General features: G+C 26.5%; 25 protein-coding genes and 1 riboswitch. Of the genes, 16 read left to right on the top strand and 9 right to left on the bottom strand.

What is annotated here, in order from left to right:
* Positions 1–24: 24 nt before the first annotated feature.
* Positions 25–1,935, bottom strand: coding sequence for an FUSC family protein (locus tag ABFX13_RS11785; RefSeq protein WP_346046237.1), 1,911 nt, complete (start codon positions 1,933–1,935; stop codon positions 25–27).
* A gap of 274 nt (positions 1,936–2,209) precedes the next feature.
* Here ABFX13_RS11785 and ABFX13_RS11790 point away from each other — a divergent pair, with 274 nt between their 5' ends.
* From ABFX13_RS11790 to nagZ, 3 genes are read left to right on the top strand one after another with little or no spacing between them, the layout of a single operon-like run.
* Entirely contained in the window at positions 2,210–4,645 is a 2,436-nt protein-coding gene (locus ABFX13_RS11790) for a S8 family serine peptidase (protein ID WP_346046238.1), read from the top strand.
* A 17-nt stretch (positions 4,646–4,662) separates the two neighbouring features.
* Positions 4,663–6,348: a bile acid germinant receptor pseudoprotease CspC gene (gene cspC / locus ABFX13_RS11795; RefSeq protein ID WP_346046240.1), complete on the top strand. Its 1,686-nt coding sequence runs from the start codon at positions 4,663–4,665 to the stop codon at positions 6,346–6,348.
* A gap of 26 nt (positions 6,349–6,374) precedes the next feature.
* Complete coding sequence (gene nagZ, locus ABFX13_RS11800; protein ID WP_346046243.1) at positions 6,375–8,144, top strand: beta-N-acetylhexosaminidase; 1,770 nt, start codon at positions 6,375–6,377, stop codon at positions 8,142–8,144.
* 38 nt (positions 8,145–8,182) lie between these two features.
* On the opposite strand, the gene ABFX13_RS11805 is transcribed toward nagZ, so the two are convergent.
* Positions 8,183–9,793 carry a hypothetical protein gene (locus ABFX13_RS11805; RefSeq protein ID WP_346046245.1) on the bottom strand — a complete coding sequence of 537 codons (1,611 nt, stop codon included), beginning with the start codon at positions 9,791–9,793 and terminating at the stop codon, positions 8,183–8,185.
* Positions 9,794–9,984: 191 nt separating this feature from the next.
* Complete coding sequence (locus tag ABFX13_RS11810) at positions 9,985–11,238, bottom strand: hypothetical protein (protein WP_346046247.1); 1,254 nt, start codon at positions 11,236–11,238, stop codon at positions 9,985–9,987.
* A gap of 175 nt (positions 11,239–11,413) precedes the next feature.
* Here ABFX13_RS11810 and ABFX13_RS11815 point away from each other — a divergent pair, with 175 nt between their 5' ends.
* The 5 genes from ABFX13_RS11815 (at position 11,414) to ABFX13_RS11835 (ending at position 16,122) form a co-directional block, all read left to right on the top strand.
* Positions 11,414–12,445 carry a hypothetical protein gene (locus ABFX13_RS11815; RefSeq protein WP_346046249.1) on the top strand — a complete coding sequence of 344 codons (1,032 nt, stop codon included), beginning with the start codon at positions 11,414–11,416 and terminating at the stop codon, positions 12,443–12,445.
* Positions 12,446–12,750: 305 nt separating this feature from the next.
* On the top strand, positions 12,751–12,999 hold the full coding sequence (locus tag ABFX13_RS11820) for a hypothetical protein (RefSeq protein WP_346046251.1): 249 nt from the start codon (positions 12,751–12,753) through the stop codon (positions 12,997–12,999).
* Between the two features lie 152 nt (positions 13,000–13,151).
* Positions 13,152–14,180, top strand: coding sequence for an ABC transporter substrate-binding protein (locus ABFX13_RS11825; RefSeq protein WP_346046253.1), 1,029 nt, complete (start codon positions 13,152–13,154; stop codon positions 14,178–14,180).
* Complete coding sequence (locus ABFX13_RS11830) at positions 14,180–15,262, top strand: FecCD family ABC transporter permease (protein WP_346046255.1); 1,083 nt, start codon at positions 14,180–14,182, stop codon at positions 15,260–15,262. The genes ABFX13_RS11825 and ABFX13_RS11830 overlap by 1 nt, the downstream gene beginning before the upstream one ends.
* The gene (locus tag ABFX13_RS11835; protein WP_346046257.1) at positions 15,262–16,122 is read left to right on the top strand and encodes an ABC transporter ATP-binding protein; all 861 of its coding nucleotides are present in this window, start codon (positions 15,262–15,264) and stop codon (positions 16,120–16,122) included. The genes ABFX13_RS11830 and ABFX13_RS11835 overlap by 1 nt, the downstream gene beginning before the upstream one ends.
* A gap of 77 nt (positions 16,123–16,199) precedes the next feature.
* On the opposite strand, the gene ABFX13_RS11840 is transcribed toward ABFX13_RS11835, so the two are convergent.
* The gene (locus ABFX13_RS11840; RefSeq protein ID WP_346046259.1) at positions 16,200–17,666 is read right to left on the bottom strand and encodes a collagen-like domain-containing protein; all 1,467 of its coding nucleotides are present in this window, start codon (positions 17,664–17,666) and stop codon (positions 16,200–16,202) included.
* Between the two features lie 317 nt (positions 17,667–17,983).
* Positions 17,984–18,166: riboswitch (cobalamin riboswitch) on the top strand.
* Between the two features lie 203 nt (positions 18,167–18,369).
* Between ABFX13_RS11840 and ABFX13_RS11845 the strand changes: the two genes are divergently transcribed.
* The 6 genes from ABFX13_RS11845 to ABFX13_RS11870 all read left to right on the top strand — a co-directional run bounded on the left by ABFX13_RS11845 (position 18,370) and on the right by ABFX13_RS11870 (position 21,894).
* Positions 18,370–19,107 carry an energy-coupling factor ABC transporter permease gene (locus ABFX13_RS11845; protein ID WP_346046261.1) on the top strand — a complete coding sequence of 246 codons (738 nt, stop codon included), beginning with the start codon at positions 18,370–18,372 and terminating at the stop codon, positions 19,105–19,107.
* Positions 19,085–19,378: an energy-coupling factor ABC transporter substrate-binding protein gene (locus ABFX13_RS11850; RefSeq protein ID WP_346046263.1), complete on the top strand. Its 294-nt coding sequence runs from the start codon at positions 19,085–19,087 to the stop codon at positions 19,376–19,378. Before ABFX13_RS11845 ends, ABFX13_RS11850 begins: the two co-directional genes overlap by 23 nt.
* The gene (cbiQ, locus tag ABFX13_RS11855; protein WP_346046265.1) at positions 19,372–20,052 is read left to right on the top strand and encodes a cobalt ECF transporter T component CbiQ; all 681 of its coding nucleotides are present in this window, start codon (positions 19,372–19,374) and stop codon (positions 20,050–20,052) included. Before ABFX13_RS11850 ends, cbiQ begins: the two co-directional genes overlap by 7 nt.
* Before the next feature lie 9 nt (positions 20,053–20,061).
* Positions 20,062–20,886 carry an energy-coupling factor ABC transporter ATP-binding protein gene (locus ABFX13_RS11860; RefSeq protein ID WP_346046267.1) on the top strand — a complete coding sequence of 275 codons (825 nt, stop codon included), beginning with the start codon at positions 20,062–20,064 and terminating at the stop codon, positions 20,884–20,886.
* A 213-nt stretch (positions 20,887–21,099) separates the two neighbouring features.
* Positions 21,100–21,498, top strand: a complete 399-nt coding sequence (locus ABFX13_RS11865) for a flavodoxin domain-containing protein (RefSeq protein ID WP_346046269.1) — start codon at positions 21,100–21,102, stop codon at positions 21,496–21,498.
* A 216-nt stretch (positions 21,499–21,714) separates the two neighbouring features.
* Entirely contained in the window at positions 21,715–21,894 is a 180-nt protein-coding gene (locus tag ABFX13_RS11870; RefSeq protein WP_147543529.1) for a hypothetical protein, read from the top strand.
* A gap of 69 nt (positions 21,895–21,963) precedes the next feature.
* Here ABFX13_RS11870 and ABFX13_RS11875 read toward each other — a convergent pair whose 3' ends face one another.
* The 3 genes from ABFX13_RS11875 to ABFX13_RS11885 form a co-directional block, all read right to left on the bottom strand.
* Positions 21,964–22,176: a helix-turn-helix domain-containing protein gene (locus ABFX13_RS11875; RefSeq protein WP_346046272.1), complete on the bottom strand. Its 213-nt coding sequence runs from the start codon at positions 22,174–22,176 to the stop codon at positions 21,964–21,966.
* Between the two features lie 190 nt (positions 22,177–22,366).
* Complete coding sequence (locus ABFX13_RS11880) at positions 22,367–22,537, bottom strand: hypothetical protein (protein ID WP_346046274.1); 171 nt, start codon at positions 22,535–22,537, stop codon at positions 22,367–22,369.
* Positions 22,538–22,699: 162 nt separating this feature from the next.
* Positions 22,700–23,188: a DUF2798 domain-containing protein gene (locus tag ABFX13_RS11885; protein ID WP_346046276.1), complete on the bottom strand. Its 489-nt coding sequence runs from the start codon at positions 23,186–23,188 to the stop codon at positions 22,700–22,702.
* Between the two features lie 167 nt (positions 23,189–23,355).
* On the opposite strand from ABFX13_RS11885, the gene ABFX13_RS11890 reads away from it, so the two are divergent.
* Both ABFX13_RS11890 and ABFX13_RS11895 read left to right on the top strand, forming a co-directional pair.
* Positions 23,356–23,784, top strand: coding sequence for a MarR family transcriptional regulator (locus ABFX13_RS11890; protein ID WP_346046278.1), 429 nt, complete (start codon positions 23,356–23,358; stop codon positions 23,782–23,784).
* 98 nt (positions 23,785–23,882) lie between these two features.
* A complete protein-coding gene (locus ABFX13_RS11895; RefSeq protein ID WP_346046280.1) occupies positions 23,883–24,956 on the top strand; it encodes a DUF362 domain-containing protein in 1,074 nt (357 codons plus the stop codon).
* 100 nt (positions 24,957–25,056) lie between these two features.
* On the opposite strand, the gene ABFX13_RS11900 is transcribed toward ABFX13_RS11895, so the two are convergent.
* Both ABFX13_RS11900 and ABFX13_RS11905 read right to left on the bottom strand, forming a co-directional pair.
* Entirely contained in the window at positions 25,057–26,418 is a 1,362-nt protein-coding gene (locus tag ABFX13_RS11900) for an MATE family efflux transporter (protein ID WP_346046285.1), read from the bottom strand.
* A 25-nt stretch (positions 26,419–26,443) separates the two neighbouring features.
* The gene (locus ABFX13_RS11905; protein WP_346046288.1) at positions 26,444–26,890 is read right to left on the bottom strand and encodes a MarR family winged helix-turn-helix transcriptional regulator; all 447 of its coding nucleotides are present in this window, start codon (positions 26,888–26,890) and stop codon (positions 26,444–26,446) included.

A 26,890-nucleotide genomic window follows, 5' to 3' on the forward strand; every position in this document is an offset into this window, starting at 1 on the left:
AATTTATTTACAGCTTTTAATTTTTTAAAGTGATTCTATTTCATTAGCATATTTTTTTGCATTATCAATATTTCTAAATATTTCATAAATGTTCATAAAGATTAGTTTATCATCTCTTTCTGATAAGTTATCAAAGTTTTTTATCACATAATCTTTACTTAAATCACCATTTACATATTTTTGCATTTCCTTACATACATTGCCTATATCCAAATTTCTTATTCTATTATTTTTTATACTACTTTTAAAAACACGCAAATTACTCATTATAATACGCTCGCTATTTAAAAAATTTCCAATACTATCAGATAAAATTGTATTATTATTTATATTAATTTTATCATTTGTAAGTCTATTAGTTAAAATTGTTTCTCTTAAATTATGGATATCTAAATTATTTATATTTAAGTTTTCTAAAATAGTAGCTAAATTATTATTTAATTCGACTGATTTTTTAACTAGATTTTTAGTTACATCTTTTATTTTATAAGGGAATATTATTCTGTTTGCTATAAATGCAATAATACAACCTATTAATATAAATTTTAATCTATCAAAAGATAATATATTAAAATCATTATTAGTAGCCCCCATACTTAGTGCAAATACAGTCATAAATATCATTTTTTTAGCGTAGTCTTTAAAATAAAAACCTATGTATCCACAAGTAAATGCTATAAGCATTTTAACTTCCATGCTTGGTATAAGATGAAATAATAATTCAAATAATAATATACCTATTAAGCTTCCTTTTATTCTATCTATCATTTTAGTTTCACTAGATTCTATATAAGGTTGTATAACAGATGAAAGCGTAAATACCATCCATTTACCCTTGTATAAATCAAAATAATCTACTATAAAAGCTCCAAAGCTAACGAGTAAGGCAATTCTAAATGCAAAAGTAAATCTAAGAGAATTTCTATTAAAACGTCTTTTAATAATTTCTCTTTCTTTTATTTTTTCATTAATCCCATATTTTTTATCACTATATGATAATCCCCCATTTTCTAAATTATCTAACATATCTCTTAATAAAGTCATATTTTGTCTTAGTTCATAGGAAATATAGTGGGAATAATGAATGTCATCTCCTTCATATATAAATTCATTAAGTTGATTTTTAAGTTCTTTATTACTTTTTTCTTCATTCATAAATTTTAATATGTTATTAAACTGAAGTTTTAATTTTACTAAAACATCATCATACTTACCTAAATTATCTATATCTTGTATAGACTTTTCTAAAATTATATTAGCACCTTCAAGAGTTTGAACTATACATAAATAAAGCCTACTTTTATCAGAAATTAAAAAGGTCTTTTCCTTTCTAGAGTATAAGCTCTGAGAAAGAGTTTGAAGCTGTTTACTTAATTTTTTGCTACTTTCTTTTAATAAGTTTATATCTTTTTTTTCTAATAAAAGGTCTATTTCATCAATTAGTAAATTAATATTTTTACATATAGAGGATTTTGACTTATTCCAAAACTTATTTTTATTTACTAACATCTGAACTAACATTATAAGTATACCTGAAAGTATTAAAGCTTCTATTCTATTTGGCATATCAATTTGCTTTACTGGCATATAAAGCATAAATAAATAACAGAATATAAAAGGCATATATATTGGTTTACTTGTATCAAATGTAAATATATATACTATAAAAAATACAACTATGAATGTGAAGATTAAGGTTAGAGGAGCAGAAAAAGATGATATAAAAGCTGACAATCCAAGAAATAACTCTATAAAAATAAACCTTAAAGTATTTCTTATAGGATTTGCTGTATAGTCATTTTCCATCAAAGTTAATGCTGCCATAAAACCTGTAATACCAACTAGCATATTTACAGTTCCAAACATATATTTAAAAAATATAGCAGTTGGTATTGCTCCTATAAAAACTAATGTCTTAGATATTATGTTTTTCATTTTTTACCCACCTCAAATTTGTTCACTATAATAAAAAATTTACCCTTAATATAGAAACTAAAACTTATAATAGAAAAATTTATCATTCGCAAAAAAAATATACATATAATGTTGTATTAGAGGGAGTAATTAAGGAGGGATATTTATATATTGTGAAGTTATTTTTAAATATGATAATGATATTTTAGTATTAAGTCAAAGACTAGATATAGTTATAGAAATTTTAAAGTATTATTATAAAATAATAATTTTAAAATCAAATGATGAATTAAATATGATAAAAAGGTATGTAGAATTGCAATATCCTGATAAAAAAATTATAAAAAATTATACGAAGGATATAAATTTAAATTACTTTGAAAAAAATTCAATAAATGAATATAAGAATATATTTATCAAAATAGATATAAATAAAAATTTTAATAAATTTAATGACTTAAACTTAATTAAAGATATAGATTTTATATTTGATAAATCTAAAGATTTAAATATACCAACAATGATAGATATAAATTATAAAATAGATGAAATAAATAATATGGATATGTCTATATTTGATAAATATGTACATAATATGTATCTTAAAAAAAGTATAAAATTAAAAAAATATAATAGTGAAGATAAAGTAGAATTAAAAATTTTTGAACGTAAAAATTTTCTAGAAATTAATATATTTAAAAATATAAATGGTAATGTTGATTTTCAAATAATAAGCCCATCTAATAAAAAAATTCAAAATATATCTCAAAACTTAATAGAAAAAGAATATTTTATAGACAACACTAAAATTAAAGTTTGCTTTAATAAAGAAAATAATATAAATATAAAGTTTACTTCAAATGATTGCATAGACTTAGGAAAATGGGAATTATTATTTAAGCCAGTTAACGTGGAAAACGGAAATGTAGATATATATTTAAAGTTAGATGATAAAACAATAGAAAATACACTAATAGAAAATTCAAATTTATCTGTATTAATGTTTGGAAAAAACTTAAAAAATTTTAAAAGAACAAGTACTAGAGAATTTGGAGATCAAGAAGTTAATTCAGAAAACTTTATGCCGTTGTTTGTTATAGATTACTTTGATGGTTTTGAAGAAGAATTAGCACAATTAGGTAGCGTATTTAAGTTTTATAAAATAGCAGATAATTTTGGCATATTATATATAAATAAAAATAGAATAGAAGAACTAGGTCAGATATATGGTCTTGAAAACATATTTAGGATACAAAGATATGTAAAGATGGCACAGTTAACAACAATAAGTAGAGATACAACAAATGGTTATGTGGCATTAGAAGAAATAGGAGCCAATTTTTTTAAAAACAACCCTAATATAAATATTGATGGTAGAGGAGTTATAATTGGAATTTCAAATTCTGGGATAGATTATTTACACCCAGATTTTATATATCCAGATGGAACATCAAAAATATTATATTTATGGGATCAAACAATAGAAGGAAATCCTCCAGAAGGATTTAATATAGGAACAGAATACACTAGAGAAGATATTAATAAAGCTATAGCAGAAAATAATCCAAATTTATCAATTGATGAAGAAGGTATAGGAACTGCATTAAGTGGAATATGTGCAGGATTAGGGAATTTAAATGATCAATATAAAGGAGTAGCAGAAGGTAGTGACTTAGTAATTGTCAAAGTAAAAAAAATTGATGGGTTTTATAACAGTGCTACATTATTAGCTGCAACAAAATATATATATTCAAAAGGCATTCAAGAAGAAAAACCTGTGGTACAAAATGTTAACTTAGGTAGTAACAACTCAATAGTCAGAGGAACTGATTTACTTGTAGATAGCTTATTTTATGAATATGGAATATGCGCAGTTATAGCAGCTGGGAATGAAGGAAGAGGAAACGAGCATGCTACAGGAAATATTGAATTTATTGGAGATGCTAAAGATGTATTGTTAGAGATAACACAAGAAGAAAAAGAATTAGAAATAGATATATGGATAAATAAGCCTGATAAAGCAAATATAGTGGTCATATCCCCATCTGGAGAAGAAAGTAAAGAATCACTTGTGTCAAATTTTAGTTTTGTTAAAGGGTTATTTAATATTGAAAATACATACTACAATATATGGACTACATATCCATTTGCGTATTCAGGACAACAACAAACTGTAATTAGATTAGTAGATGCAAAACCAGGAATTTGGACAATTAGACTTATAGGAGAGTATATAACAAATGGAACTTATCATGTATATTTACCAATAAAAAATTTTTTAAATGAAGGAACAAAATTTAGAGATAGTAACCCAGAATATACAATAACTTATCCAGCTACATATAGAGACACTATAAGTGTAGGTACATATAACAGTATAGAAAATAGTTTATGGCCAGACTCATCTAGGGGACCTATAGTAGGTGCTACAGGTAGGCTTGAAAAGCCAGATATAATAGCACCAGGGGTTAATATAATAGCACCTTATTTAGGTAATAGATATGCTACAGTTACAGGAAGTGGAGTAGCATCAGCTTTTGTTACAGGAGCAGTAGCTTTAATGATGCAATATACGTTAGTTGATAGAAATTATAAAGATAAAGCTGTTATTCAAAAAATAAGGACATATATAAGAGCAGGAGCAACTAGAAACAATCAAATAGAATATCCAAATGTAAGGTATGGATATGGTGTATTAGATATAAGGGGTATGTTTGACCAGTTGAAATAATTTATAGGAGGTGTTTTATGGAAAAATCATATATATTAATTTACAACGGTAATGTACCTGAGTTAGAAGCTGACTTAGCTACGATAAATCTTATAAATTACATTATATTAAATGAAAATTTAGCATCACTTTATGTAGATGAAAATTTTGATGAACTTACTTTTAATAATATGGATTCTGTATTTGATTGGATAAGGTCTATACCTATGAGTTCACTTATAGAGATGGGAGTAGATACTAGTGGAGGAGAAAGGCCAAGAAGTGTTTCTGGAGTAAATTATATTGAACAAAATCCATATATTAATCCTACTGGCAAAGATACAATTATTGCAATTCTTGATTCTGGAATAAATTATTTACACCCAGACTTTATAAGAGGTGATAATACTACAAAAATACTATCTATATGGGATCAAACAACTGATAAAGGAAATCCACCAAAAGATTTAAAATTTGGAAGCGAATTTACTCGTGAAGAAATTAATAGATACATAAGTGAAAATGATGATAGCTTGACTCAAGATACAATTGGAACTGGAACTATAGCAGCGGGTATAGTAGCAGGAACTGGCAGACTAAATAATTCATATAGAGGTATAGCATTAGATAGTGATCTTGTAATAGTAAAGCTAAGAGAACATGAGGGAGTATATAAAGAAGGTAGGATTAGTTATGAACTAACTGATTTTTTAGCAGGTATAAAATATGCAATAGAAGTTGCAGAAAGAACTCAAAAAAGAATGGTAATAAATTTAACTATTGGAGGAAAAAGTGAAGCTGTAGTTTTAACTAGTATGCTTGAAGCATTCGATAGATTAGTAAGGCCAGGTACTATTATAGTAAGTGGGTTAGGAAATGAAGGAAATACAGATACTCATTATAGAGGAACAATAGATGATATGAATACTGTTTCAGATATATTAATTCAAGTTGGTGAGCAAAAAAACTTAGAAATTGTAGTAAGTTGTATTGGACCAGACAAAATAAATGCGTCTATTATATCTCCATCTGGAGAATTAAGTTATACTGTTGTTTATACCCCAGATCAAGAGATATATACAGGGAGATTTAACATAGAAAGAACTAATTATGAAATAAGATATTTATATCCTTGGATGAAATCAGGAACTCAAGAATTAATTATAAACTTAACAGACATAAAACCTGGTATATGGACATTAAGGTTAACGCCTGAATTTATAATAACTGGTGAGTATGATGTATTTTTACCTAACAAGAACTTAATAGATGAAGAAACTAGATTTATAAATTCTAATTCCTTTTCTACAACTACTTGGTTTGCTGCAACAGATAGTGTAATAGGGGTAGGTGGATATAATAATAAAATTGATAGTATGTGGATTCGATCTTCAAGAGGGACTATAAATCAAAATCCTATAAAACCAGACATAGTAGCACCAGGTGTAGATATAATAGGTCCTTATAAAAATAATGAGTATATAAAGGCAAGTGGTACTGGAATAAGTAGTTCTATTGTTAGCGGGGTTGCAGCTATTTTAATGGAATATTTAAGGACTCAAAGTTATTATAGTAGAAACTTATTATTTACAGAAGTTATAAAAACCTATCTAATGATTGGGGCAGACAAAAAAGATATATATACATATCCTAATGTGAATATGGGATATGGGCTTTTAAATTTTAGAAGTACTATGCAACAGATTGCAAAAAATTTAAGGTAACAAAATAAAAATTAAGGATTGGTTGTGTGAATTACATAAAGGGGAAAAAATCTTATACTATAAATACTATATTTGGGATTTGTATGTTTCTACTTATAGGTATAATTAGACCAGCATTAGTTTATTTTTTAAATATAGATATAATAAATTTACTAATGGTAATTATGAGTATAATAGCTGTTTTAATAATTTTAACTACAAAAGAAAATAAAAAGAAGAATATAAATTTGTTTGATAGATCGGTAAATATGTTTATATTGGGAAGTGTATTTTTTATAATTAAAAATGAAAGTAATATATTTACACCTATATTAACTATGATAAGTTGTATATTAATTTTTATACTGTATAAGAAAAAGTTAAGTACTAAATATATCAAAAATTATATTTCATATTTTATAATAATTTTTTCAATAATAATTATATTTATAACTATAATACAAGATTATTTAGGTTTTTCAAATTTATATAAATTAGATAAAGGATATAAATCTTGTAGTATAATAAAAGAATTACAAGTTCCAATTAATGCAGAAAAACGAAATTATAAGTTAAACAATGATAATATTAAAGCTAGTATTGGTTATAGAATAAAAAATATAAATAAAAGTTATAAAAAAACTATTTTATATATAGAAAAGTTAGAAAGTGATGGATGGAAAGTTATTGACACTAAGCATTTTTTTAATAAAGATTTATACACTTTAATAAAAGATGAAAAAAGAGTGATTATTGAAATGAAAGAAAATAGTTTAGTAATAGGAGTAGTATCAAATATAAAAGATAAGATAAGTAAAATGAGTCTTGAAGAAAAAATAGGTCAAATGATAATAGCAGGCTTTAATGGGAAATTTTTAAATGAAGAAATTAATATATTGGTAAATGATTTAAATATAGGAGGAATTATACTTTTTTCTCGTAATATAGAAAATTCAAATCAATTGAAAAAATTAACTAAAGATATAAATAATATAGATAAAAAAATACCTTTATTTATATCAATAGATGAAGAAGGTGGAAGAGTAAGTCGCCTTCCAAATGATACAACTAAGTTTGAAAGTGCAAAAGATATAGGGGATAAAGGTGATACTAATTATGCATATAAAAACGGTATGAATTTAGGGAAAACTTTAAAAGAACATAATATAAATATGGATTTTGCACCTGTAATTGATATATATAGCAATCCTAAAAATACTGTTATAGGGGATAGAGCTTTTGGAACAAATGAAAAGATAGTTTCAGCTATGGGAATAGCTACCATGAATGGATTAAAAAAAGAAGGAGTAATACCTGTAGTTAAACATTTCCCAGGACATGGAGATACGGATATAGATTCACACTATGATCTTCCAATTGTGGGAAAAAGTTTAAAAGAACTTGAAAATCTTGAATTGATTCCTTTTAAAAAAGCAATAAGTAAAGGTTGTGATGTAATTATGGTATCTCATATATTGGTTGAGAAAATAGATAGTAAAAATCCAGCTACTTTATCTAAAAATATTATAAATAAATTACTTAGAGAGAAAATGAACTTTAAAGGAGTAGTTATAACTGATGATATGCATATGAAGGCTATAAGTAATAATTTATCTATAGAAGAAGCTAGTGTTAAATCTATTAATGCTGGAAGTGATATCATATTAATTGGAAGCGATATAACTACTACTAAATCTGTTATAGAAGAAATAAAATTAGCTGTAAAAAATAATAAGATAACAGAAGATAGAATTGATGAAAGTGTATATAGAATATTAACTTTAAAAGAAAAATATTTTAACAAAAAAGACAAATAAGGGCCATCTAATATGGTCCTTATTTAATTGATTTAAATTTAATTAACAGAGTTTATTTTTGGTATAGAGTAAATTAATATATCTGAATCATCATTTACAATCATTATTCCATTGCCAGTAAATTCAACAACTCCATTAATATCTTCTGATATTAATGAGTTTATATCATTATTATCTAAGTTAATATCTTTAACTACACTAGAAGTATTTTTATTTAAATCAACATCTTCTATAACTTGGTGATTACTTTTTATAAGTTCAGTAGAATTAATAACAGAACTCATTTTTATATCACTAATGTTTTCTATAGTACTATGTTCTACATTTTTTATACTGTTAATAGTTTCATAAGAACTTTTGGAAACTACAGATGCAGTTTCAACTTCATTAGTTATATTTTTAATTGTAGATTTATGCTGAGTTATAAGTTCATTTAAAGGTGTCATGCTTTCTGATTGATATTTTACTAGATTGTTGTTATAACTTACATCTAAAGATTCTATTAGTGGATCTTTAGATATATCCATATGTGTTAAAGATTTTTTTAGATTTGATCTGTATATATTTCCAACTACGTTAATTGTATCCTCAGGAATTACATTAAATGTTTTAAATGTTAATTTTAAAGGCTCGAAAGTTCCATCATCTAAAAAAACACCTATATAATTTTCACCGGTAGGATCAAGTCTAAGTAGTTTTCCTTCTAATTCATGTTTATTTACAAATCTATTTACAGGAGCTAAATCTAGTACTTCTACAGTTGTAGGAGGTATAATTTGTCTTTGAATATCTATACCTGATATTGTGTTTTCTAAATAGTTAGGAGTTATATTAGTGATAGCATCTACTTTATTTTGATTTATATTATTTATTGCTTGTGTAGGTGTTTGTTTTGCTAAAATATTAAAATCTTTTATTTCTAAATCTGTTAATACACTTATATCTTCAGTATTTATAGGTTTTGAAACTTTTACTTCTTCAGAATTATTAGTAAGTACTAATTTTTCTTCTGTTTCAATTTCAGTTAATATATTTTGAGTATTTTTTTCAATAGAACTTACAACATCTAATTTATCTGTGTCTAAATTAACATCATTTAAAGTTTCTTTTCTTTTTATATATAAATTTGTATTTGGGTTTAAAAGATTTTCTTTTGATATAGACTGTGATATGTATTTATCTGAAGATGTATTATAACTTATAGTTTTAATATTTTCCATATTTTTCATTATATAATCTTGAAGATTATCATTTCTATTAAAATCGTTAGTATTAAAAGTATTAAAGTTTTGTACTTTTCTTTTTCTAGAAAAAGAATTTTGATCATTGTAATTATAAGAATTAAAATTTCTTAATCTTTTTGATAATAAGTCCTTAAATTTTTTAAAGTTTATATTTTCTGTAAGTATTTTTATTTTTACTATTTTATTTAAATTTATTGCTTTATTTTTATAACGTATAATATTTTTATTTATTGAAAAATTATTTTCATTTGAATTTGAAATTACTACTGTATTACTTAATCCATCTTCTGTTGTAATTGATATAGGTATAAAAACATCATTTTTATTTGATACATCATAAACTAATTCTTCTACTACACTAAAGATTTCAATTATTGATGTAGGATTAGGTTGTATAGTATCCATATATATAAACCTCCTAGAATAAATAATTATTATATTTATATTTATGTTTATTAAGAATAGATTATTACAATCAGTAATATAGATAATTATAAGAGTATAAAATAGAAAGGGTTCATTTATTTTAAAATGAACCCATTCTTATAACCAGACATAATTAAAAGTCTTTAGTATTCTAGAAACTTAACTTATTTTTAATTAAAGCTAAGTCCATCCGGTGATGAATATACAACTAACTCATCTGGAGTTAAAGCAAAAAGTCTTTCATTAATTCTTAATACATCAAGTATTTGAGCTGTGAATGTAAGCCCACCTGCTAGTATACCGTCTGTACTTGGGATAATTTGTTTAACTAATAAATCAATATCAAAATTTGCTCTTAAAGTTAATTCATTGTTAATGTTAGATAAGCAAATATTACCAAATAAATTAATATCTGCATAAAGACGTGGTACTAATATATCAGTTCTAGCTGTGAAAGGTGTACAGCCTATAAAACCTTGAACTATATATTGAATTCCATTAATGCTAGCATTTAATGCAGTATGACCAAAAGTAGCTTTTGTACCATTATCATGACAAAGGAATCTAGGTGTTATTGAACCCTCATAACTATTGAATAATGGAGTAGCAGTAGTTGAGCATCCTAATGGTCCTCTATTTCCAATTGTTCCAGTAAATGAACATATAGTTATAGGTAGTGCCGCATTAGTGAATCCAGCACAAGTGTATTGTACAGCAATTTTTTCTATACATACACTTGCCCCTTCTGGGAAACCGCCCATAGGTGGATTATCTATCGTAAATAGCAAACCATCGAATAAGCTAGTTATTGCTTGGTCAGTGCATGCAAATGCACATATTCTATCGGCTAATATAGGTGTACATACTGCACAATGGATATCTGGACATTTAACTTTTATAGGGTCACAGCACTTTGTACATCCATTTGGTTTTAAATTTAAATCAGGACAACAACATCCTGGTTTAGGTCTTTCTGAACAAAAGTCGCAATTAGGTTTATCTTCACAACATTCATGCTTAGGTTTTTCATCATGACAATCATGATTAGGTCTTACTGGATGATGATCATAATCTGGTTTAACAGGATAATGATCATAATTAGGTCTTACTGGATGATGATCGTATTCTGGTTTAACAGGATAATGATCATAATTAGGTCTTACTGGATGATGATCATAATCTGGTTTTGATGGATAATGATCATGATTAGGTCTTACTGGATGATGATCATATTCTGGTCTTTCTGGGCAATGATCATAATCAGGTCTTTCTGGATAGCGATCATATTCTGGTTTTTCTGGGCAATGATCGTAATGAGGTCTTTCACAATGGCAATTGTGTTTTTCCATATGACGATCATAATCAGGTCTATCAGAATAATAATTAACAGTTCTATTTACTCTAGTAGTCTTATTTTCTTCCATGTTATATATCCTTTCCTGTATTTATTAAGAGAAATCTTTGTTTTTCTCTTTAATTAAATATATGATTTATTCATAGATATGTTACTTGTTATAAATAGATTTTGTCTAAAACGTGAATAAAGTAAATTATTAAAAATAAATATAAATATAAGGGATTTTAGGGAGGGATTTTAAGATGTTTTTTAATGATACAGAAATATTAATTAAAAAATTAAATGGAGATTTAAATATATTTAAGTTAAATGATAATATAATATATGAAGATATTAAATCAGATACAAAAGAAGTTTATAAAAAAGAAATCATAAATGGAGATTATTCTTTTGTAGATGTTCATATGGATATAGACAAAGATAATAATGTATATGGAATATTAAATGATAAAAAAGGAAAGCTACTTAATATAAACATAGAAGACGATGTATATATGGATACTTTAATTAAATATGACTGTAAAAATTTTTTAATAAAATTTCCATATATTAAGAAATTTTCAAAAGAGAGTCACATATTTTATTATCTAATAAATAAACAAAATCCAACTATAAGTAATCTGATACATATAAATAGAGGAGAAAATTTTTTTGAAAAAGATATAGTTGATTATATACCATATAATACAATGAGTATAATTAGTAACTTTGAAGTGATTTGGGATAAAGATATACCTATTTTATTTTACTTTAAAAATGTAGATGAGGTTGAAGAATTATTTGTGTCAATATTTAATAAGAATTTTAACGAATGGTCTAAACCTTTTCAAATTACAAATTCTAAAAAAAGAAAAATATACTTATCCGTTATAAAAGATGTGAGAGGATATTATAATATAGTTTTTGCTGAAGAAAATGAAGGCAAATACCATTGTCAATATATAAAGGGATTTTTAGATTATAATAAATTTGAGATATTAGAATTAACACTTATAAAAACAGAATTAATGTGCTTATTTCCTCATTTGATTAATAATAAAAATGAACTTTATATTCAATGGGGAGAATATAATAATTTATATACTTGTAAGTCATTTGATTTAGGTGCAACTTGGAGTAAGCCTAAAATGAATAATCAACAAGTAGATAAATTTTTTAAAAGATATATATATAAATCCAATAATATTGGTGAAAGAGATTATATAGTAAATAGTATATTTACTGATAAAGAAGATATAGATATGTTAGATTATAAAATAAGAGATAGTTTATAAATTATAGAAAAAATAGCTTTCTAAAAAATTTTTTAGAAGCTATTTTTTTATATTTTAAAAGTTAATATATTAAATTTAATAATTTTAAGATATTAATAAGAATGTGAAAAAACTTATAAAAGATAAAATATAATCTAAAAATTAAACAATATGAAAGAATGTGTAAAATTATGTATAAAACTAAATTTTCAGAAAATTTAACGATATATTTACTACTAAAGAAAAATCGAATATAGTAAAAGTATGTAGGGGGAGAAAATATTTGAAATATAGAAAAATTAATAGAACTATCAGGGGGAAATGATATGTTTTTACAAAGAAACTTTAGATTACATCATAATCCACACACTAATGGATGTTGTGGTAAAGGAGAAAACTGTTGTGGTTCTCATGAGCATACTCACACTCATGGGCACGAGCATGAACATGTAAATGGAATAGGTCATGACCACAATCATGAAGATGGGTTTACTGGCATTCATTCACATGAACATGATCACACTCATGAACATGGGCATGATCACAATGGAGAGCATGAACATAGCCACGAATAAAAATTAAAATAAATAATTAATGAAAATAAAAGCCATGAAGGTTTTAAATTATAGGGTATATTTTGTTGTATCTTTATTTAAATAACTTCATGGCTTTAATTTTTTTTTAGATTATAGTAAACTAAAAATAGGAAAAATATGGGGGAATAAAAATGATAAAAAGTAAAAGTTTAAAAAAGTTCGTAGCATTAATGGCTATAGCAGGGTTAACACTTAGTGTTGTTGGGTGTTCAAATAATAAAAAAGAAGAAGGAAAAGAAGCAAAGGCAAAGGTTGAGTCAAGTAATTTTGAAACTTTGGAATACGTTTACTCAGATGGGGCTAAGGATGTAAATGTAAAGGTTGATGCTCCAAAGCAAAAAGCAGTTACATTATCTCAGTTTATGACTGAAATGCTATTAGCGCTTGACTTAGGAGATAGAATGGTTGGAACAGCTCTTTTAGACAACCCAATACTTCCTCAATATGAAGAAGCTTACAAAAAAATACCAGAACTTAAAGTAGGAGAAGGTCACTCTATATCTAAAGAAGCATTTGTAGCTACTGGAGCTGATTTTGTTAGTGGATGGGATTCATCTATAAATGAACAAACTACAGGTTCGCCAGAGGAACTTGTAAAAAATGGGGTTGCACCATTTATGGCTAAATCTTATGCACCAGATGCAACAGTAGAAACTGTTTATGAAGATTTTAATTTACTTGGGAAAATATTTGGAGTAGAAGATAAAGCTAAAGAAGTAGTAGATAAAATGAAAAATGATATAAAAGTTGTACAAGATAAAGTTGGAGATATGAAAGAAGAAGATAAAGTAAAAATGATGGTTTATGATTCAGGGGAAAAGGATGCTATGGTAGTAGGATCTGGACTTGCTAATAATTTAATTGATATAGCTGGTGGGAACAATGTATTTGGAAAAGAAGCTGACAAGCCATACATAAATGTTTCATTTGAAAGTATAGTAGCAAAAAATCCTGAAGTTATATTAGTAACTGATTATTTAGCTGGAAGTCCAGTTAAGGAAAAAATTGATTTCTTAAAATCACATCCAGCACTTAAAGATGTACCTGCAATAAAAAATAATAAAATATATGTGGTTAAACTAGCTGATTTATCTCCAGGAGTTAGAAACCCTATGGTTATAGAAGAAATGCATAACTATTTTTATGGAGATAAGAAATAGTGGAAGTTTCTGTAAATAAGACAAGAAGCCTTTCTAAAAAGAAAGGTTTCTTATTTTGGGTTATAGCTTTAACTATACTATTAGCAGGTACAGTAGTTGGAGCAATAGCTATAGGGAGTACATATATAGAGCCTGGAGAAGTTTATAAAGTTCTTTTAAATAAATTAACAAATGGAGCATTGTTTAGTGGTGTAGGTGAAGTTATGACCCAAAATATAATATGGGAAATAAGATTTCCAAGAGTATTATTAGGAGCTATATGTGGTTCAGGACTTGCTATATGTGGTGTTCTTATGCAATGTGTAACTAAAAATCCAATAGCAGAGCCGTATATACTTGGAATTTCATCAGGTGCATCATGTGGTGCTGTTGCTACTATTGTTTTAGGTGGAGTAGCAAGTCTTGGAATAAACAGTATAACTACTGGTGCATTTGTTGGTTCTATGGTATCTGGAGTATTAGTTTTTGCGATAGGTACACAAATGGGAAAAACCACATCTACAACAAGATTAGTACTTACTGGTATGGCGATATCAACAATATTTTCAGCACTTACTAATTTGCTTATATATTCAGCAAAAAATTCAAATCAAGCAAAAAATGCATTGTTTTGGACTATAGGGAGTTTGGGTGGAGCTAAGTGGGATGTTTTATTAATTCCATTTATAGTTTTAATTTTAGTTATAATTGTATCTTTCGTAATGTCAAAATCATTAGATATACTACTTCTTGGAGATGATAGTGCTATAATCCTTGGAATAAATGTAAAACTTATAAAGTCAATTATTTTAATTTTTTCTACTCTTTTAACAGCTACATTGGTTACAATAACTGGAGCTATAGGGTTTATAGGATTAGTAGTTCCTCATATTTGTAGAACAATAGCTGGGAGCGATCATAAAAAACTTATAGTTCTTTCATCACTAATAGGAGCTATATTTTTAATATTATCAGATGTTTTAGCAAGGGGACTTTTCCCTCCAATAGAAATACCAATAGGAATAATAACAGCACTAGCAGGTGGGCCATTCTTCTTATATTTAATTTCTAAGAAAAATTACTCATTTGGAGGAAGAGATTAATGCTTAAATTACAAGTTAAAAATTTAAAGTTTAGTATAGATAAAAAAGATATATTAAAAGATATATCATTTGATATACCAAAAGGTTCATTTGTTGGAATTATAGGTCCTAATGGTTCAGGGAAGTCTACTATACTTAAAAATATATATAGACTATATAAGCCAGATAGTGGAAAGTTAATACTTGATAATAAAGATTTATCTACTATGAAAGATAAAGAGTGTGCTAAAGAAATAGCAGTATTAGCACAAGAAAGTAATTCACAATTTGACTTTACAGTAGAGCAAATAGTTAAAATGGGGCGTTATCCATATAAATCGGTTTTTGAAGATTATTCTAAAAAGGATATAGATATGGTTAATAATATGCTAAAAAGAGTAGGCCTTGATGATTATAGTGATAGAAGTTTTTCAAAGTTATCAGGGGGAGAAAAACAAAGAACTTTAATTGCAAGAGCGTTAGTTCAAGATACGGATTTTTTAATATTAGATGAACCAACAAATCACTTAGATATTGGTTATCAGATACAACTTATGGATTTAGTTAAAAGTCTTAATATAACGACTTTATCAGCAATTCATGATATGAATATAGCATCTATGTATTGTGATTATTTAATAGTTATGAAAGATGGAAAAATAAGAAAATGTGGAAAAGTTGAAGAAGTTATAACAGAAGATATGCTGAAAGAAATATTTGGGGTTAATGCATATGTTGGAGTAAATCCTATAAATAATAAATTACAAGTATCTTTTATGCATAGTCATTACCATATAAATGGAGTGGGACATGACCATGTTCATGAAGACGGATTTACTGGTGAGCATGAGCATTTTCATCAACATTCATATCAAGTTTGATAATAAAAATATAAATAAATTAAAAAAATCTAGTTCACTAACTATATTTAATGAACTAGATTTTTTAATTTTAGTTACTATCTAAGATTAACCGAAAATATAGCATTTAATGGGATAGCTCCATAACGATGTTGTTCTACATCAGTTTGGAACTTAACCCAAATTATTCCACGGCATATTCCATATACTGTATCTATATTAAGGGATGAATTTGTACTATTTACAATATCTATTCGTAAATTTTTATTTACTGGGAATGTACTTGAATCTATAATGGTTCTTAAAGCTTTTACAATACCTGCATTACAACAATAATCTGGTGATGTACAATTATAATTTATTAAAGACGATGAAGTATTTGGTGCAACATCAAATGTTATAAGTGAAATCTTACATAAAGATACATAATTTGTATTTACAGGATTTGTTGAACTTAGTAAAACTACATCATCATCTATAAAACTATTTATAGTACCTGATTTAGTTGTATTAAATGAAGACACAGATACATTTTGAGTAGAAGATGAAGCTTGTATCGATTGTAATGCATATAATATGCTATCAGTAAGATTAGAATTTAATGTTGCTGTTAATGTATTAATATCAATTGCAGGACCAGTAGGACCAGTAATACCTTGCAAGCCTTGAGGACCTTGAGGGCCAGTAGGACCAGGAATACCTTGAGGGCCAGTAATACCCTGAGGGCCTATAGGGCCTTGTTCACCTTGAGGACCAGTAGGACCAGGAATGCCTTGGGGGCCAGGAATACCTTGAATACCTTGAATGCCTTGCTCGCCTATAGGACCAGTAGCACCAATAGGGCCGGTAACACCTTGAATACCTTGTTCACCTTGAGGACCAGTAGGGCCAATAGGGCCAGTAACACCTTGAATACCTTGTTCACCCTGAGGACCAGTAGGACCAGGAACGCCTTGAATACCTTGTTCACCTTGAGGTCCAGTAGCGCCTTCGGGACCAGTAGCACCTTGTAAACCTTGAGGACCAGTAGGACCAATAGGGCCAGGAACGCCTTGAATACCTTGCTCACCTTGAGGACCAGTAGGGCCAATAGACCCAGGAATACCTTGAATGCCTTGAGGACCTTGAGACCCAGTAGGACCTTGAGGTCCAGGAATACCTTGAATGCCTTGTTCACCTTGAGGTCCAGTAACACCTATAGGGCCTTGAATACCCTGTTCTCCTTGAGGACCAGTAGGGCCAGGAATGCCTTGTTCACCCTGAGGTCCAGTAGGACCGGTAATACCTTGAGGACCCTGAGGACCTTGTAAATTATTACCATAATAATTAGACTTAGATGAATTACTATAGTAATTATCATAGTTATAGTAATCATTATTTTGTTTGTATTGGTAATAATCATTGTCGTATGCGGAGCTGTAATAATTATCATAATCCTTTGATTTATAGCCGTTATTATAATATTTTGGGTTGTCGTAATAATTGTATTTATAATTTTCATTACTATAATAATTTTCTTTATATCTGTTATCAGTTGGTCCTCTGGATAATGTATTTTTCTCCATAAAATCTCACCTTTTTATGATTTAATATTTGTTACAGTTTTAATATATGAATTTCTAAAATAATATGTGATTAATTTTTACATAGGCTGTATAAATATAAGGAAATATAAATTAATATTTTATATTTATAAAATTTATTGGAAAAATATTGATAAATTAACAAGTTAAACATTTTTAGAAATATACAAATTAATATAATAAAAAATTTTGTTGGCAAAATTGTTAATAAGATGATAAAGTAGTATTAGTTAATTTTATAAATTAAAAAAATTAGAGGAATATAAAGATATTTATAGAATTAATAAATATGTGATAAATTAAATATGTCTATTGTAGGTTTTTAGAAATAAAATTAAAAGGGAAAGAGGTTAAAATCCTCTGCAGTCCCCGCTACTGTAAGGTTGATGAAACTTTCAAATACCACTGTAATATATATTATGGGAAGGGAAAGTAGTAAAATGAAGCCAAGCCAGGAGACCTGCCTACAGTAATTAAATTAGTTTCTTCGGGATGAAGGAAAATAATTAAAAAATTAATATCTTAGCTTTTTATAGGCTTGGGTATTATTTATGATGTTATTTAAATCCTAATCCAAAAATTAGGATTTTTTTTGTACCTGATAAACTTAAAAACTATATTTAAATTTATAAATTAATTTATCACAAAAATTTATATTATTTATAATAAAAAGTGAGGTACTAAAATGAATTATTTAACACTATCTTTAGTAGCAGGTGTTTTAATTGTACTCTTAAACCCTACTACAGCAAGAGCTATGCATATTATGGAAGGATTTTTACCAGTAAAATGGTCAATACTTTGGACAATAGTATTTATTCCATTTTTCGTATATGGATTAAAGGCAATTAATGAAATAGTTAAAAAAGATCCAAAGAAAAAGGTATTATTAGCACTAGCAGGAGCTTTTGTATTTGTATTATCAGCACTAAAAATACCATCATTAACAGGTAGTTGTTCACACCCTACTGGAGTAGGACTAGGAGCAATATTATTTGGACCAGCGGTTATGGCTGTAATAGGAACAATAGCATTATTATTCCAAGCAATATTGCTTGCACATGGTGGGCTTACTACATTAGGAGCTAATGCTTTTTCAATGGCAATAGTTGGACCTATAGTTTCATATTTAATATTTAAGTTTTGTAGAAAAAGAAATTTAAGTATTGGTGTGAGTGTATTTTTAGCAGCAGCATTAGGTGATTTAGCTACATATACTGTTACAGCAATACAATTAGCACTAGCATTTCCTGATCCTGCAGGAGGAGTATTTGGATCTGCAGTTAAGTTCTTAGGAGTATTTTTCACTACTCAAATACCTATAGCTATAGCAGAAGGATTATTAACTACTTTAGTATATAATTTAATAACACAAAATAATGAAGAAGGAGTTGAAGATGATGAGTGCAAATTCGAAAACTAAAACTAAAAACTTTATGTTACTTGCTTTAACAATAATACTTATAATAACTCCTCTACTGTTAAATTCTAAAGCTGAGTATGGGGGAGCTGATGGAGAAGCAGAAGGTTTAATTTCTGAAATAAACCCAGATTATAAACCATGGTTTAGTAGTTTATACGAACCACCTAGTGGAGAAATAGAAAGTTTATTATTTTCTACACAAGCAGCAATAGGAGCTGGATTTATAGGATATTATTTAGGTTCAAGAAAAGGCAAAAAAAGTAAATGCTAGAAATTGATAAATGTGCTTATAATAGTAATCTAACAAATGTTGATCCAATGATTAAAGTAGGTGTTACTTTTATTTTTATGGTAATTTCTTTAATTACTAATAGTATTAGTCTACATTTATTAATAATGTTATTTATAAGCATGTTAATTGTGTTTTTAGCAAGAGTTGATATTAAATTGTACATAAAGTGTTTAAAGATACCTATATATTTTTTAGTTATAGGAACCTTGCTTAATTTAGTTAATATATCTTTTGAAGATAAAGATTTTATATTTAATATAAAAATATTTAGTTTTTATATAGGGACAACTAAATTTGCAATTGAGAATTCTATACATATATTACTAAGAGCTATGAGCTCGGTTATATCTATTTATTTTTTAATACTTACTACTCCATTTAATCAGTTAATAATTATATTTAAAAAGTTACATATTCCAGATACATTATTAGAACTTATGGTTTTAATGTATAGATTTATATTTATCTTCTTAGAAGAAGTAAAAAATATATATAAATCACAGCAATTAAAATTTGGGTATACAAATTTAAAAAACTCGTATAATTCAACAGCACTACTTATAAAAGTCTTGTTTTTTAGAATGATGAAAAGATACGAGGAGATGAGTATGACTTTAGATATAAAGTTGTATGATGGGAAATTTCATATATAGGAGAGAACTATGTTTAAGGTAAGTAATTTAGCATACAAGTACGATAAATCAAATAAAGCAATAGATAATATAAGTTTAGATTTCTCAAATGGTAATATGATTGGAATAATTGGAGCAAATGGTTCTGGAAAATCCACTTTGTTTATGAATTTAATGGGTATTTTAAAGCCATCTGATGGAAAGATATTTTATAATAATAAAGAATTAAGTTATAAGAAAAAAGATTTATATAACTTAAGAAAAGAAGTAGGTATAGTATTTCAAGACCCTGATAAGCAAATATTTTATTCAAGAGTATATGATGATGTTGCTTTTTCTTTAAGAAACATTGGTTTGGATGAAAAAGAAGTAGATAAAAAAGTACATAGAGCATTAGAGCTTGTTAATGCCCTAGCTTTAATAAATAAGCCAGTACATTTTTTAAGTTATGGTCAGAAAAAGAGAATAGCAATAGCATCTGTAATAGCTATGGAAAATAAAGTAGTTCTTTTAGATGAACCAACAGCAGGACTTGATCCTGAAAGTACAAAGGCCATAGTAAAAATATTAAAAGATTTATGTAATAAAGGAATTAAAATAGCTATATCAAGTCATGATATGGATTTGATATATGAAATTTGTGATTACATATATGTGCTTAATAAAGGAAATGTAGTAATAGAAGGAGATTGTAAAACTGTATTTAAAGAAGATAAAGCTATAGTAAATGCTGGATTAAATCTTCCTTGGCTTGTAAAAGTTCATAAAAATATGAATTTACCTTTATTTAAAAAAGAAGAAGAACTTTATAAATATTTTAATAGCTTAAAAAATGATAGTTCTGCAAATGTTTAATATTTTGATTAAAAAATTCTTAGATTTTTTCTAAGAATTTTTTTTGTTTTATACAAAATTAATATATAGTATATACTAAATGCTGAATATTATTAAAAAATATGATTTTTTTATAAAAACAGTTGCATAAAAAAGAAAAAAAGTATATAGTATAACATATAAGGAAGAAATTGAATAAATAATACACACTAAATAATGATGGAGGTAATGTTAATGTGCACTTTAATAGCATATGGAAGTAATAATGGAATAACTAAAAATTTAGCAATGTCTTTATCAGAAAAATTAGATTCAGAGGTTGATGTTAGAAATACAAAATATAATTCATCTTTTTATTTAGATAAATATGATAATATCTTAATAGGTATAAACTTAGTTAATGGAGAAATATCTAATGAAATTAAAAAATTTATAGAAAATAATATAGAAGATTTTCAATTTAAAAAATTAGGATTTTTCACTATAAATAAAGATAATAACCAAATAAATAAAATAGATACAAGTTTACCTAAAGAGTTTAAAAATTTAATAGGCTTTGAAGGTCATTTTAGTAAAGAATATTTTGAGGAAATGAATTCTTTTGTAGAAACATTAAATCAAAAATTAGCATAACTTGTAGATATTAATAAATGCCTATAATGTCTTATATAAAATATATATTCTAATGAATCACTAGCCATAATTATGGTTAGTGATTTTTAATTTTAAAAATGGGTATTATATAAGTAGTTAAATTGTAGATATAATACTTTCAATATATTATTATATAAATAGAGTAAAAATAGATTTTTATTTAATATTAACGGGATATAATAAGGAGACATAAATATGGGAAGATTATTAGAATTAAATATGGAATCAGATGCACTTGAACTTGCAAGAAATTTTTGTAGAGATAATGACCTTATGCTTTTAAGTAATAGTATAGAAGATGAAAGTTTACTTGTAATGGATAGAAATTGTGTTACAAAGAGAATATATATAAAAGATGGTGAGTGGTCATTATAATAAAAAACATGAGTTAAAATTTAACTCATGTTTTTTATTATAATTTTAAAATTTAATTTATATATTTAATTACTCTGTGTCTTCTACGTATTCTAAAATGTCACCTGGCTGGCACTCTAAAATTTTACATAAGCTATTTAACGTAGTAAATCTAACAGCTTTTGCTTTATTCTTCTTTAAAATTGAAAGATTGGCCATGGTAATTCCAAGTTTTTCAGACAGTTCAGTTGAACTCATCTTTCTCTTTGCCATAACTACATCTAGGTTAACTATAATAGCCATATTGACCTCCTTGTATAGCTAATGTGTATATATTTATTGGAATAAGTTTAGGAATATTACTTTCTAATATTTATAAACTAGATTTTTCATTTATATTTGACTATTATAGAATATAATTTTTATTGTCAAAAGTCAATAATTATTTATTGTTTTACGATAAACATAAGTTAGTTTAATTTTACAAGTAAAATTAAACTAACTTATGTTTATTATTTGCTTTGCATATACCAAATTTTTGTAAAAGATCATCCCATATATCCCCAAAGCTACAACCTATAATTAACTCAAATACTGTAATATATATAAAATATATTGGTATTATAATTAGATATTTTTTGAAGTTTTTACTAAGATTAATCATCTTATCACCACCAAATTGCAAATTTAGACTATATAAATATTATACAACTTTTTTTATGAATTGATGAGTTTTATAATGATTTAATATATTTATATGAAAGAAAAAGAGTTAATTTAATATAAATACATGGTTCAAATTAACTCTTTTTGTTATAAAATGCATTTAAATTTTAAGACTATTTGATTCTGTATTTAAATTCTCTGGTGGGAATAATTTTAAAAATATTGCTCTTACAGATGGTGAAACGATTAATAAGTTTAAAGGTATTGCAAATATGAAATTTTTAACTATATTTACACCGTAAGCTGAAAGTAAATATTTATTAAATCCTACGTTTACAACAGTTCCATAAAATGACATCCATAATACCATACCGCATCCCATAAAGAAGGTCATACAAATAGCTTTCTTTTTAATAGAATCATTAGGTTTAATTACTTTCGGAGCTATTTTCTTTACAATTTGATCAACTATAAAAAGATCTCCAACTAATGCAAATAAAAAAGCAGGTATAAATCCTAATACAGCATGTTTAAGAACGTTAAAAGATATACCTTCCATTAATGCAATATTATAACAACTCATTATAAATACCATTGATGTACATATCATTAAAATAAATATAAAATGTTCTACTTTATTTTTTCCCAAATCATTCATCTCCTTATAATAGTTTTGTAAACTTAGTTGACAAAATTATTATAAGTTTTTTTAATTAAAATGTCAATTAAGTTTACAATCATAATGTTAATTTTAAATTTATAAGTTATAATATTTTTAATTAGAGATAATATTTTTATAAAATATAGGAGAAAAAGATGAAGGTATATTTAGAGAATTTAAATTTAATAGATTTATTAAGTGAAAAACATGCTCAGCTACGTAAAATAGTTAGAGATAAATGGAGTGAAGAAAATGATGGAGAGTATATTACGGATACAGAATCTTATATTATAGCTTTGCTTGAAAGAGAAAACATGACAGCTTCACAACTTGCTAGAATAATTGATATATCTAGGCAAGGGGCACATAAATGTACTAAAAATTTAATTTTAAAAGGGTATATAAAATTAGAAGATATTAATAGTTCTTCAAGAGATAAAACACTTATGTTAACTGAAAAAGGTGAAAAATTTTGTGAAGAAACTTTGGTTTTAAAGAATCAATTAGAAAAATCAATTGAAGAAGTTATTGGAGATGAAAATTTAAAAGTATTAAAATCATGTTTAAAGGAGAAATGGTTTTAATTTATATTTAAAAATATATAAATAATTAAGAGTAGAGGAATGAATTAAGTAGGTACAAGTAGTATATAAATATATAGAAAAACTTAGGGGGTAACTATATGGAAAAGTCAAAAGTATATTATTGTGATTTATATTCAGATTCTCAAAGTAAAAATCTACCTAACAGTGTAAAAAAGTTATTTGAAAGAGCAGGATTTAAAGATTTAATAAATGATAATGACCAGGTAGCTATAAAACTTCATTTTGGAGAAAAAGGAAATACTACATATATAAGTCCTGTAGCTGTTAGACAAATTGTAGATAAAATTAAAGAGTACGGTGGTAAACCATTTTTAACTGATACTAATACTTTATATTCTGGAAGTAGAACAAATTCTATAGACCATATAACTACAGCAATAGAAAATGGATTTGCTTATGCTGTAGTAAATGCACCTATAATTATTGCAGATGGGTTATATAGTAGAAATTCTGTAGATGTTAAAATAGATAAAAAACATTTTGATATCGTTAAAATTGGGGGAGAGATACATAATTCTTCAGCTATGATTGTAATGAGTCATTTTAAAGGTCATGAAATGGCTGGATTTGGTGGAGCACTTAAAAACTTGGCTATGGGATGTGCATCTGCACCTGGTAAGCAAATGCAACATTCTGATGCAAAACCTGGGGTTGATGAAGAGATTTGTATAGGGTGTAGTAAGTGTGCTAAATCCTGTCCAGTAGGAGCTATAAATATGGAAAATAAAAAAGCTAAGATAAATCATGAAGTTTGTTATGGATGTGGAGAGTGTCCAACAGTTTGCCCAACTAGAGCTGTAACTATACAGTGGGAAACTGATGCTGATATTTTTGTAGAGAAGATGGCTGAGTATGCTTATGGAGCAGTGGCTAATAAGAAGAATAAGATAGGATTTATTACTTTTGTTATGAATGTTACTCCGCTTTGTGATTGTGTTCCTTGGTCAGGTAGACCTATTGCTCATGATATTGGTATTCTTGCATCTAAAGACCCAGTTGCTCTTGATAAGGCTTGCTATGATTTAGTTTGTGAAGAAATGAAGCATGATGTGTTTAAACATGCACATCCTAATGTTAATGGAATTAGGGTTATAGAGTATGCCAACGAGATGGGAATGGGTAATATGGATTATGAATTAATTAAACTTTAACTAATAAATTATTTTAAAAATAATATAATTAAAGCCAAACTATATTTAAGTTTTAAATTTCAAAAATATAGTTTGGCTTATGATTTTTTATAATTTATATTTAATTTTTTTCTGATGGTAATTTTTCATATGATCTAAACTCTATAATTAGCATTATAAATGCTATTACAATTGATGTTGCATCAGATATAGCTTGTGAATACCAAATTCCATTTAATTGCATAAATTTAGGTAAAATTAATATCATTGGAATTAATACTAAAACTTGTCTTAATAAACTTAAAAACATTGCTTGTTTTGCTTTTCCAATTGATTGTAGATAATTTGTACCTAAAACTATTATAGGTAATAAAGGTAGCATTAAGCAGTATTTTCTTAAACCATTAGATGTTACTGCTACTAATTTGGGATCACTATTAAACAGGATAACGTAAAATTGTGGGTACATCCAGATAGATATAAATCCGAAAGTTAATAAAATTATCCCAAAGGCTAAAGATAAGGTAAAAGCCTTTTTAGCTCTATTATATTGTTTTTTCCCGTAGTTAAAACCTATTATAGGCTGTGAACCTTGGTTTATACCAAATAGAGGCATTAAAAATATCATAGATATTGATGATATAGTAGCCATGGCTCCAATACCTATATCTCCTCCATATACTTTTAAAGCATTGTTGCTTATAACCTGAACTAAACTAGCTGCTATTTGCATAGAAAATGGTGAAATCCCAATTCCAAATATTGCTTTTATAATATTTTTATCTAACTTTAAGTTTTCTTTTTTAAACGTTAAATTAGACTTACCTTTTACATAATAATTTAATCCTAATATAGCTGTTATAATTTGAGCTATTACAGTTGCTAATGCTGCTCCTTGTATTCCAATTTTAAGTACAAAAATAAATATATAATCAAGTACTATATTTACTATACAACCTATAATCATTATCATTGCAGAAAGTCTTGGATTTCCATCTCCTCTTATAGTTGCGTTTAATGAAAATGCCATTATATTAAATACAGAACCTAGTAAGATTATATTACAAAATGATTTTGCATAATATAAAGATTTGTCACTAGCACCAAAGGCTAAAAGGATTTTATTGGCAAATAATATCCCAATTATAGTTAAAATTAAACCTATAATTACTGATAGAGTAATTGAGTTTGCTAAAATTTTATCTGCATCATCTTTTTTTCCTTGTCCTAATTTAATTGATATAACTGTTGTAGAACCGATACCTATAAGCATACCAAAAGCTAATAAAATTGTTGTTATAGGCATAGTTACACCTACACCAGCTATTGCTAAAGGACCAGCACCTGGCATGTTTCCGATAAATATTCTATCAATTACATTGTATAAGGCATTTACTAACATACTTATAATTGCAGGTATAGAGTATTTTAAAAGTAGTTTACCAATTGGTTCACTACCTAATAAATTTTGTGTTTCATTCATAGTTAAACCTCCTGATGTCTTTATGTTACTTTAAGTTTTTATAAGCTTCATCTGCATTTAAAGAAACTTGTTTTAATACTTTTAAAGCTATTTCTTTTTCGTATTCATCTAAGCCTTTTGTTAGTTTTTTTTCCCATTCACTTAATAGTGTGAAGGCTTCTTTTTCTAAGGATTTTGCTTTATCTGTTAAGAATAGATTATATACTCTTTTGTCAGATTCAACTTTTCTTTTTACTATATAGCCTAATTCTTCTAATTTTCTTATACATCTTGTTACACCAGCTTTATCTAGGCTTAATTCTTCTGATAAGTAGTCTTGTGTCTTTCCATCTCCTCGATATAGAACTACTAAACACAGTAATTGTGTATTGTTAATGCCATATTTATTTGTTAACCTGCTTATATAGATACTAGATCTTCTAGATATCTTTGAGGTAAATTTTCCAATATGACCAGTGTTGCTTTTAATCAT

Source organism: Paraclostridium tenue (assembly GCF_039521565.1).
GTDB classification, from domain to species: Bacteria; Bacillota; Clostridia; order Peptostreptococcales; family Peptostreptococcaceae; genus Paraclostridium; species Paraclostridium tenue.

What these genes read in the sequence shown, in the direction of transcription:
- ABFX13_RS11785 (WP_346046237.1), bottom strand. Translation starts at nt 1,935, where the DNA reads ATGAAAAACATAATATCTAAGACATTAGTTTTTATAGGAGCAATACCA.
- ABFX13_RS11790 (WP_346046238.1), top strand. Translation starts at nt 2,210, where the DNA reads ATGATAAAAAGGTATGTAGAATTGCAATATCCTGATAAAAAAATTATA.
- cspC (WP_346046240.1), top strand. Translation starts at nt 4,663, where the DNA reads ATGGAAAAATCATATATATTAATTTACAACGGTAATGTACCTGAGTTA.
- ABFX13_RS11805 (WP_346046245.1), bottom strand. Translation starts at nt 9,793, where the DNA reads ATGGATACTATACAACCTAATCCTACATCAATAATTGAAATCTTTAGT.
- ABFX13_RS11810 (WP_346046247.1), bottom strand. Translation starts at nt 11,238, where the DNA reads ATGGAAGAAAATAAGACTACTAGAGTAAATAGAACTGTTAATTATTAT.
- ABFX13_RS11815 (WP_346046249.1), top strand. Translation starts at nt 11,414, where the DNA reads ATGTTTTTTAATGATACAGAAATATTAATTAAAAAATTAAATGGAGAT.
- ABFX13_RS11820 (WP_346046251.1), top strand. Translation starts at nt 12,751, where the DNA reads ATGTTTTTACAAAGAAACTTTAGATTACATCATAATCCACACACTAAT.
- ABFX13_RS11825 (WP_346046253.1), top strand. Translation starts at nt 13,152, where the DNA reads ATGATAAAAAGTAAAAGTTTAAAAAAGTTCGTAGCATTAATGGCTATA.
- ABFX13_RS11835 (WP_346046257.1), top strand. Translation starts at nt 15,262, where the DNA reads ATGCTTAAATTACAAGTTAAAAATTTAAAGTTTAGTATAGATAAAAAA.
- ABFX13_RS11840 (WP_346046259.1), bottom strand. Translation starts at nt 17,666, where the DNA reads ATGGAGAAAAATACATTATCCAGAGGACCAACTGATAACAGATATAAA.
- ABFX13_RS11845 (WP_346046261.1), top strand. Translation starts at nt 18,370, where the DNA reads ATGAATTATTTAACACTATCTTTAGTAGCAGGTGTTTTAATTGTACTC.
- ABFX13_RS11850 (WP_346046263.1), top strand. Translation starts at nt 19,085, where the DNA reads ATGAGTGCAAATTCGAAAACTAAAACTAAAAACTTTATGTTACTTGCT.
- cbiQ (WP_346046265.1), top strand. Translation starts at nt 19,372, where the DNA reads ATGCTAGAAATTGATAAATGTGCTTATAATAGTAATCTAACAAATGTT.
- ABFX13_RS11860 (WP_346046267.1), top strand. Translation starts at nt 20,062, where the DNA reads ATGTTTAAGGTAAGTAATTTAGCATACAAGTACGATAAATCAAATAAA.
- ABFX13_RS11865 (WP_346046269.1), top strand. Translation starts at nt 21,100, where the DNA reads ATGTGCACTTTAATAGCATATGGAAGTAATAATGGAATAACTAAAAAT.
- ABFX13_RS11870 (WP_147543529.1), top strand. Translation starts at nt 21,715, where the DNA reads ATGGGAAGATTATTAGAATTAAATATGGAATCAGATGCACTTGAACTT.
- ABFX13_RS11875 (WP_346046272.1), bottom strand. Translation starts at nt 22,176, where the DNA reads ATGGCTATTATAGTTAACCTAGATGTAGTTATGGCAAAGAGAAAGATG.
- ABFX13_RS11880 (WP_346046274.1), bottom strand. Translation starts at nt 22,537, where the DNA reads ATGATTAATCTTAGTAAAAACTTCAAAAAATATCTAATTATAATACCA.
- ABFX13_RS11890 (WP_346046278.1), top strand. Translation starts at nt 23,356, where the DNA reads ATGAAGGTATATTTAGAGAATTTAAATTTAATAGATTTATTAAGTGAA.
- ABFX13_RS11895 (WP_346046280.1), top strand. Translation starts at nt 23,883, where the DNA reads ATGGAAAAGTCAAAAGTATATTATTGTGATTTATATTCAGATTCTCAA.
- ABFX13_RS11900 (WP_346046285.1), bottom strand. Translation starts at nt 26,418, where the DNA reads ATGAATGAAACACAAAATTTATTAGGTAGTGAACCAATTGGTAAACTA.
- ABFX13_RS11905 (WP_346046288.1), bottom strand. Translation starts at nt 26,890, where the DNA reads ATGATTAAAAGCAACACTGGTCATATTGGAAAATTTACCTCAAAGATA.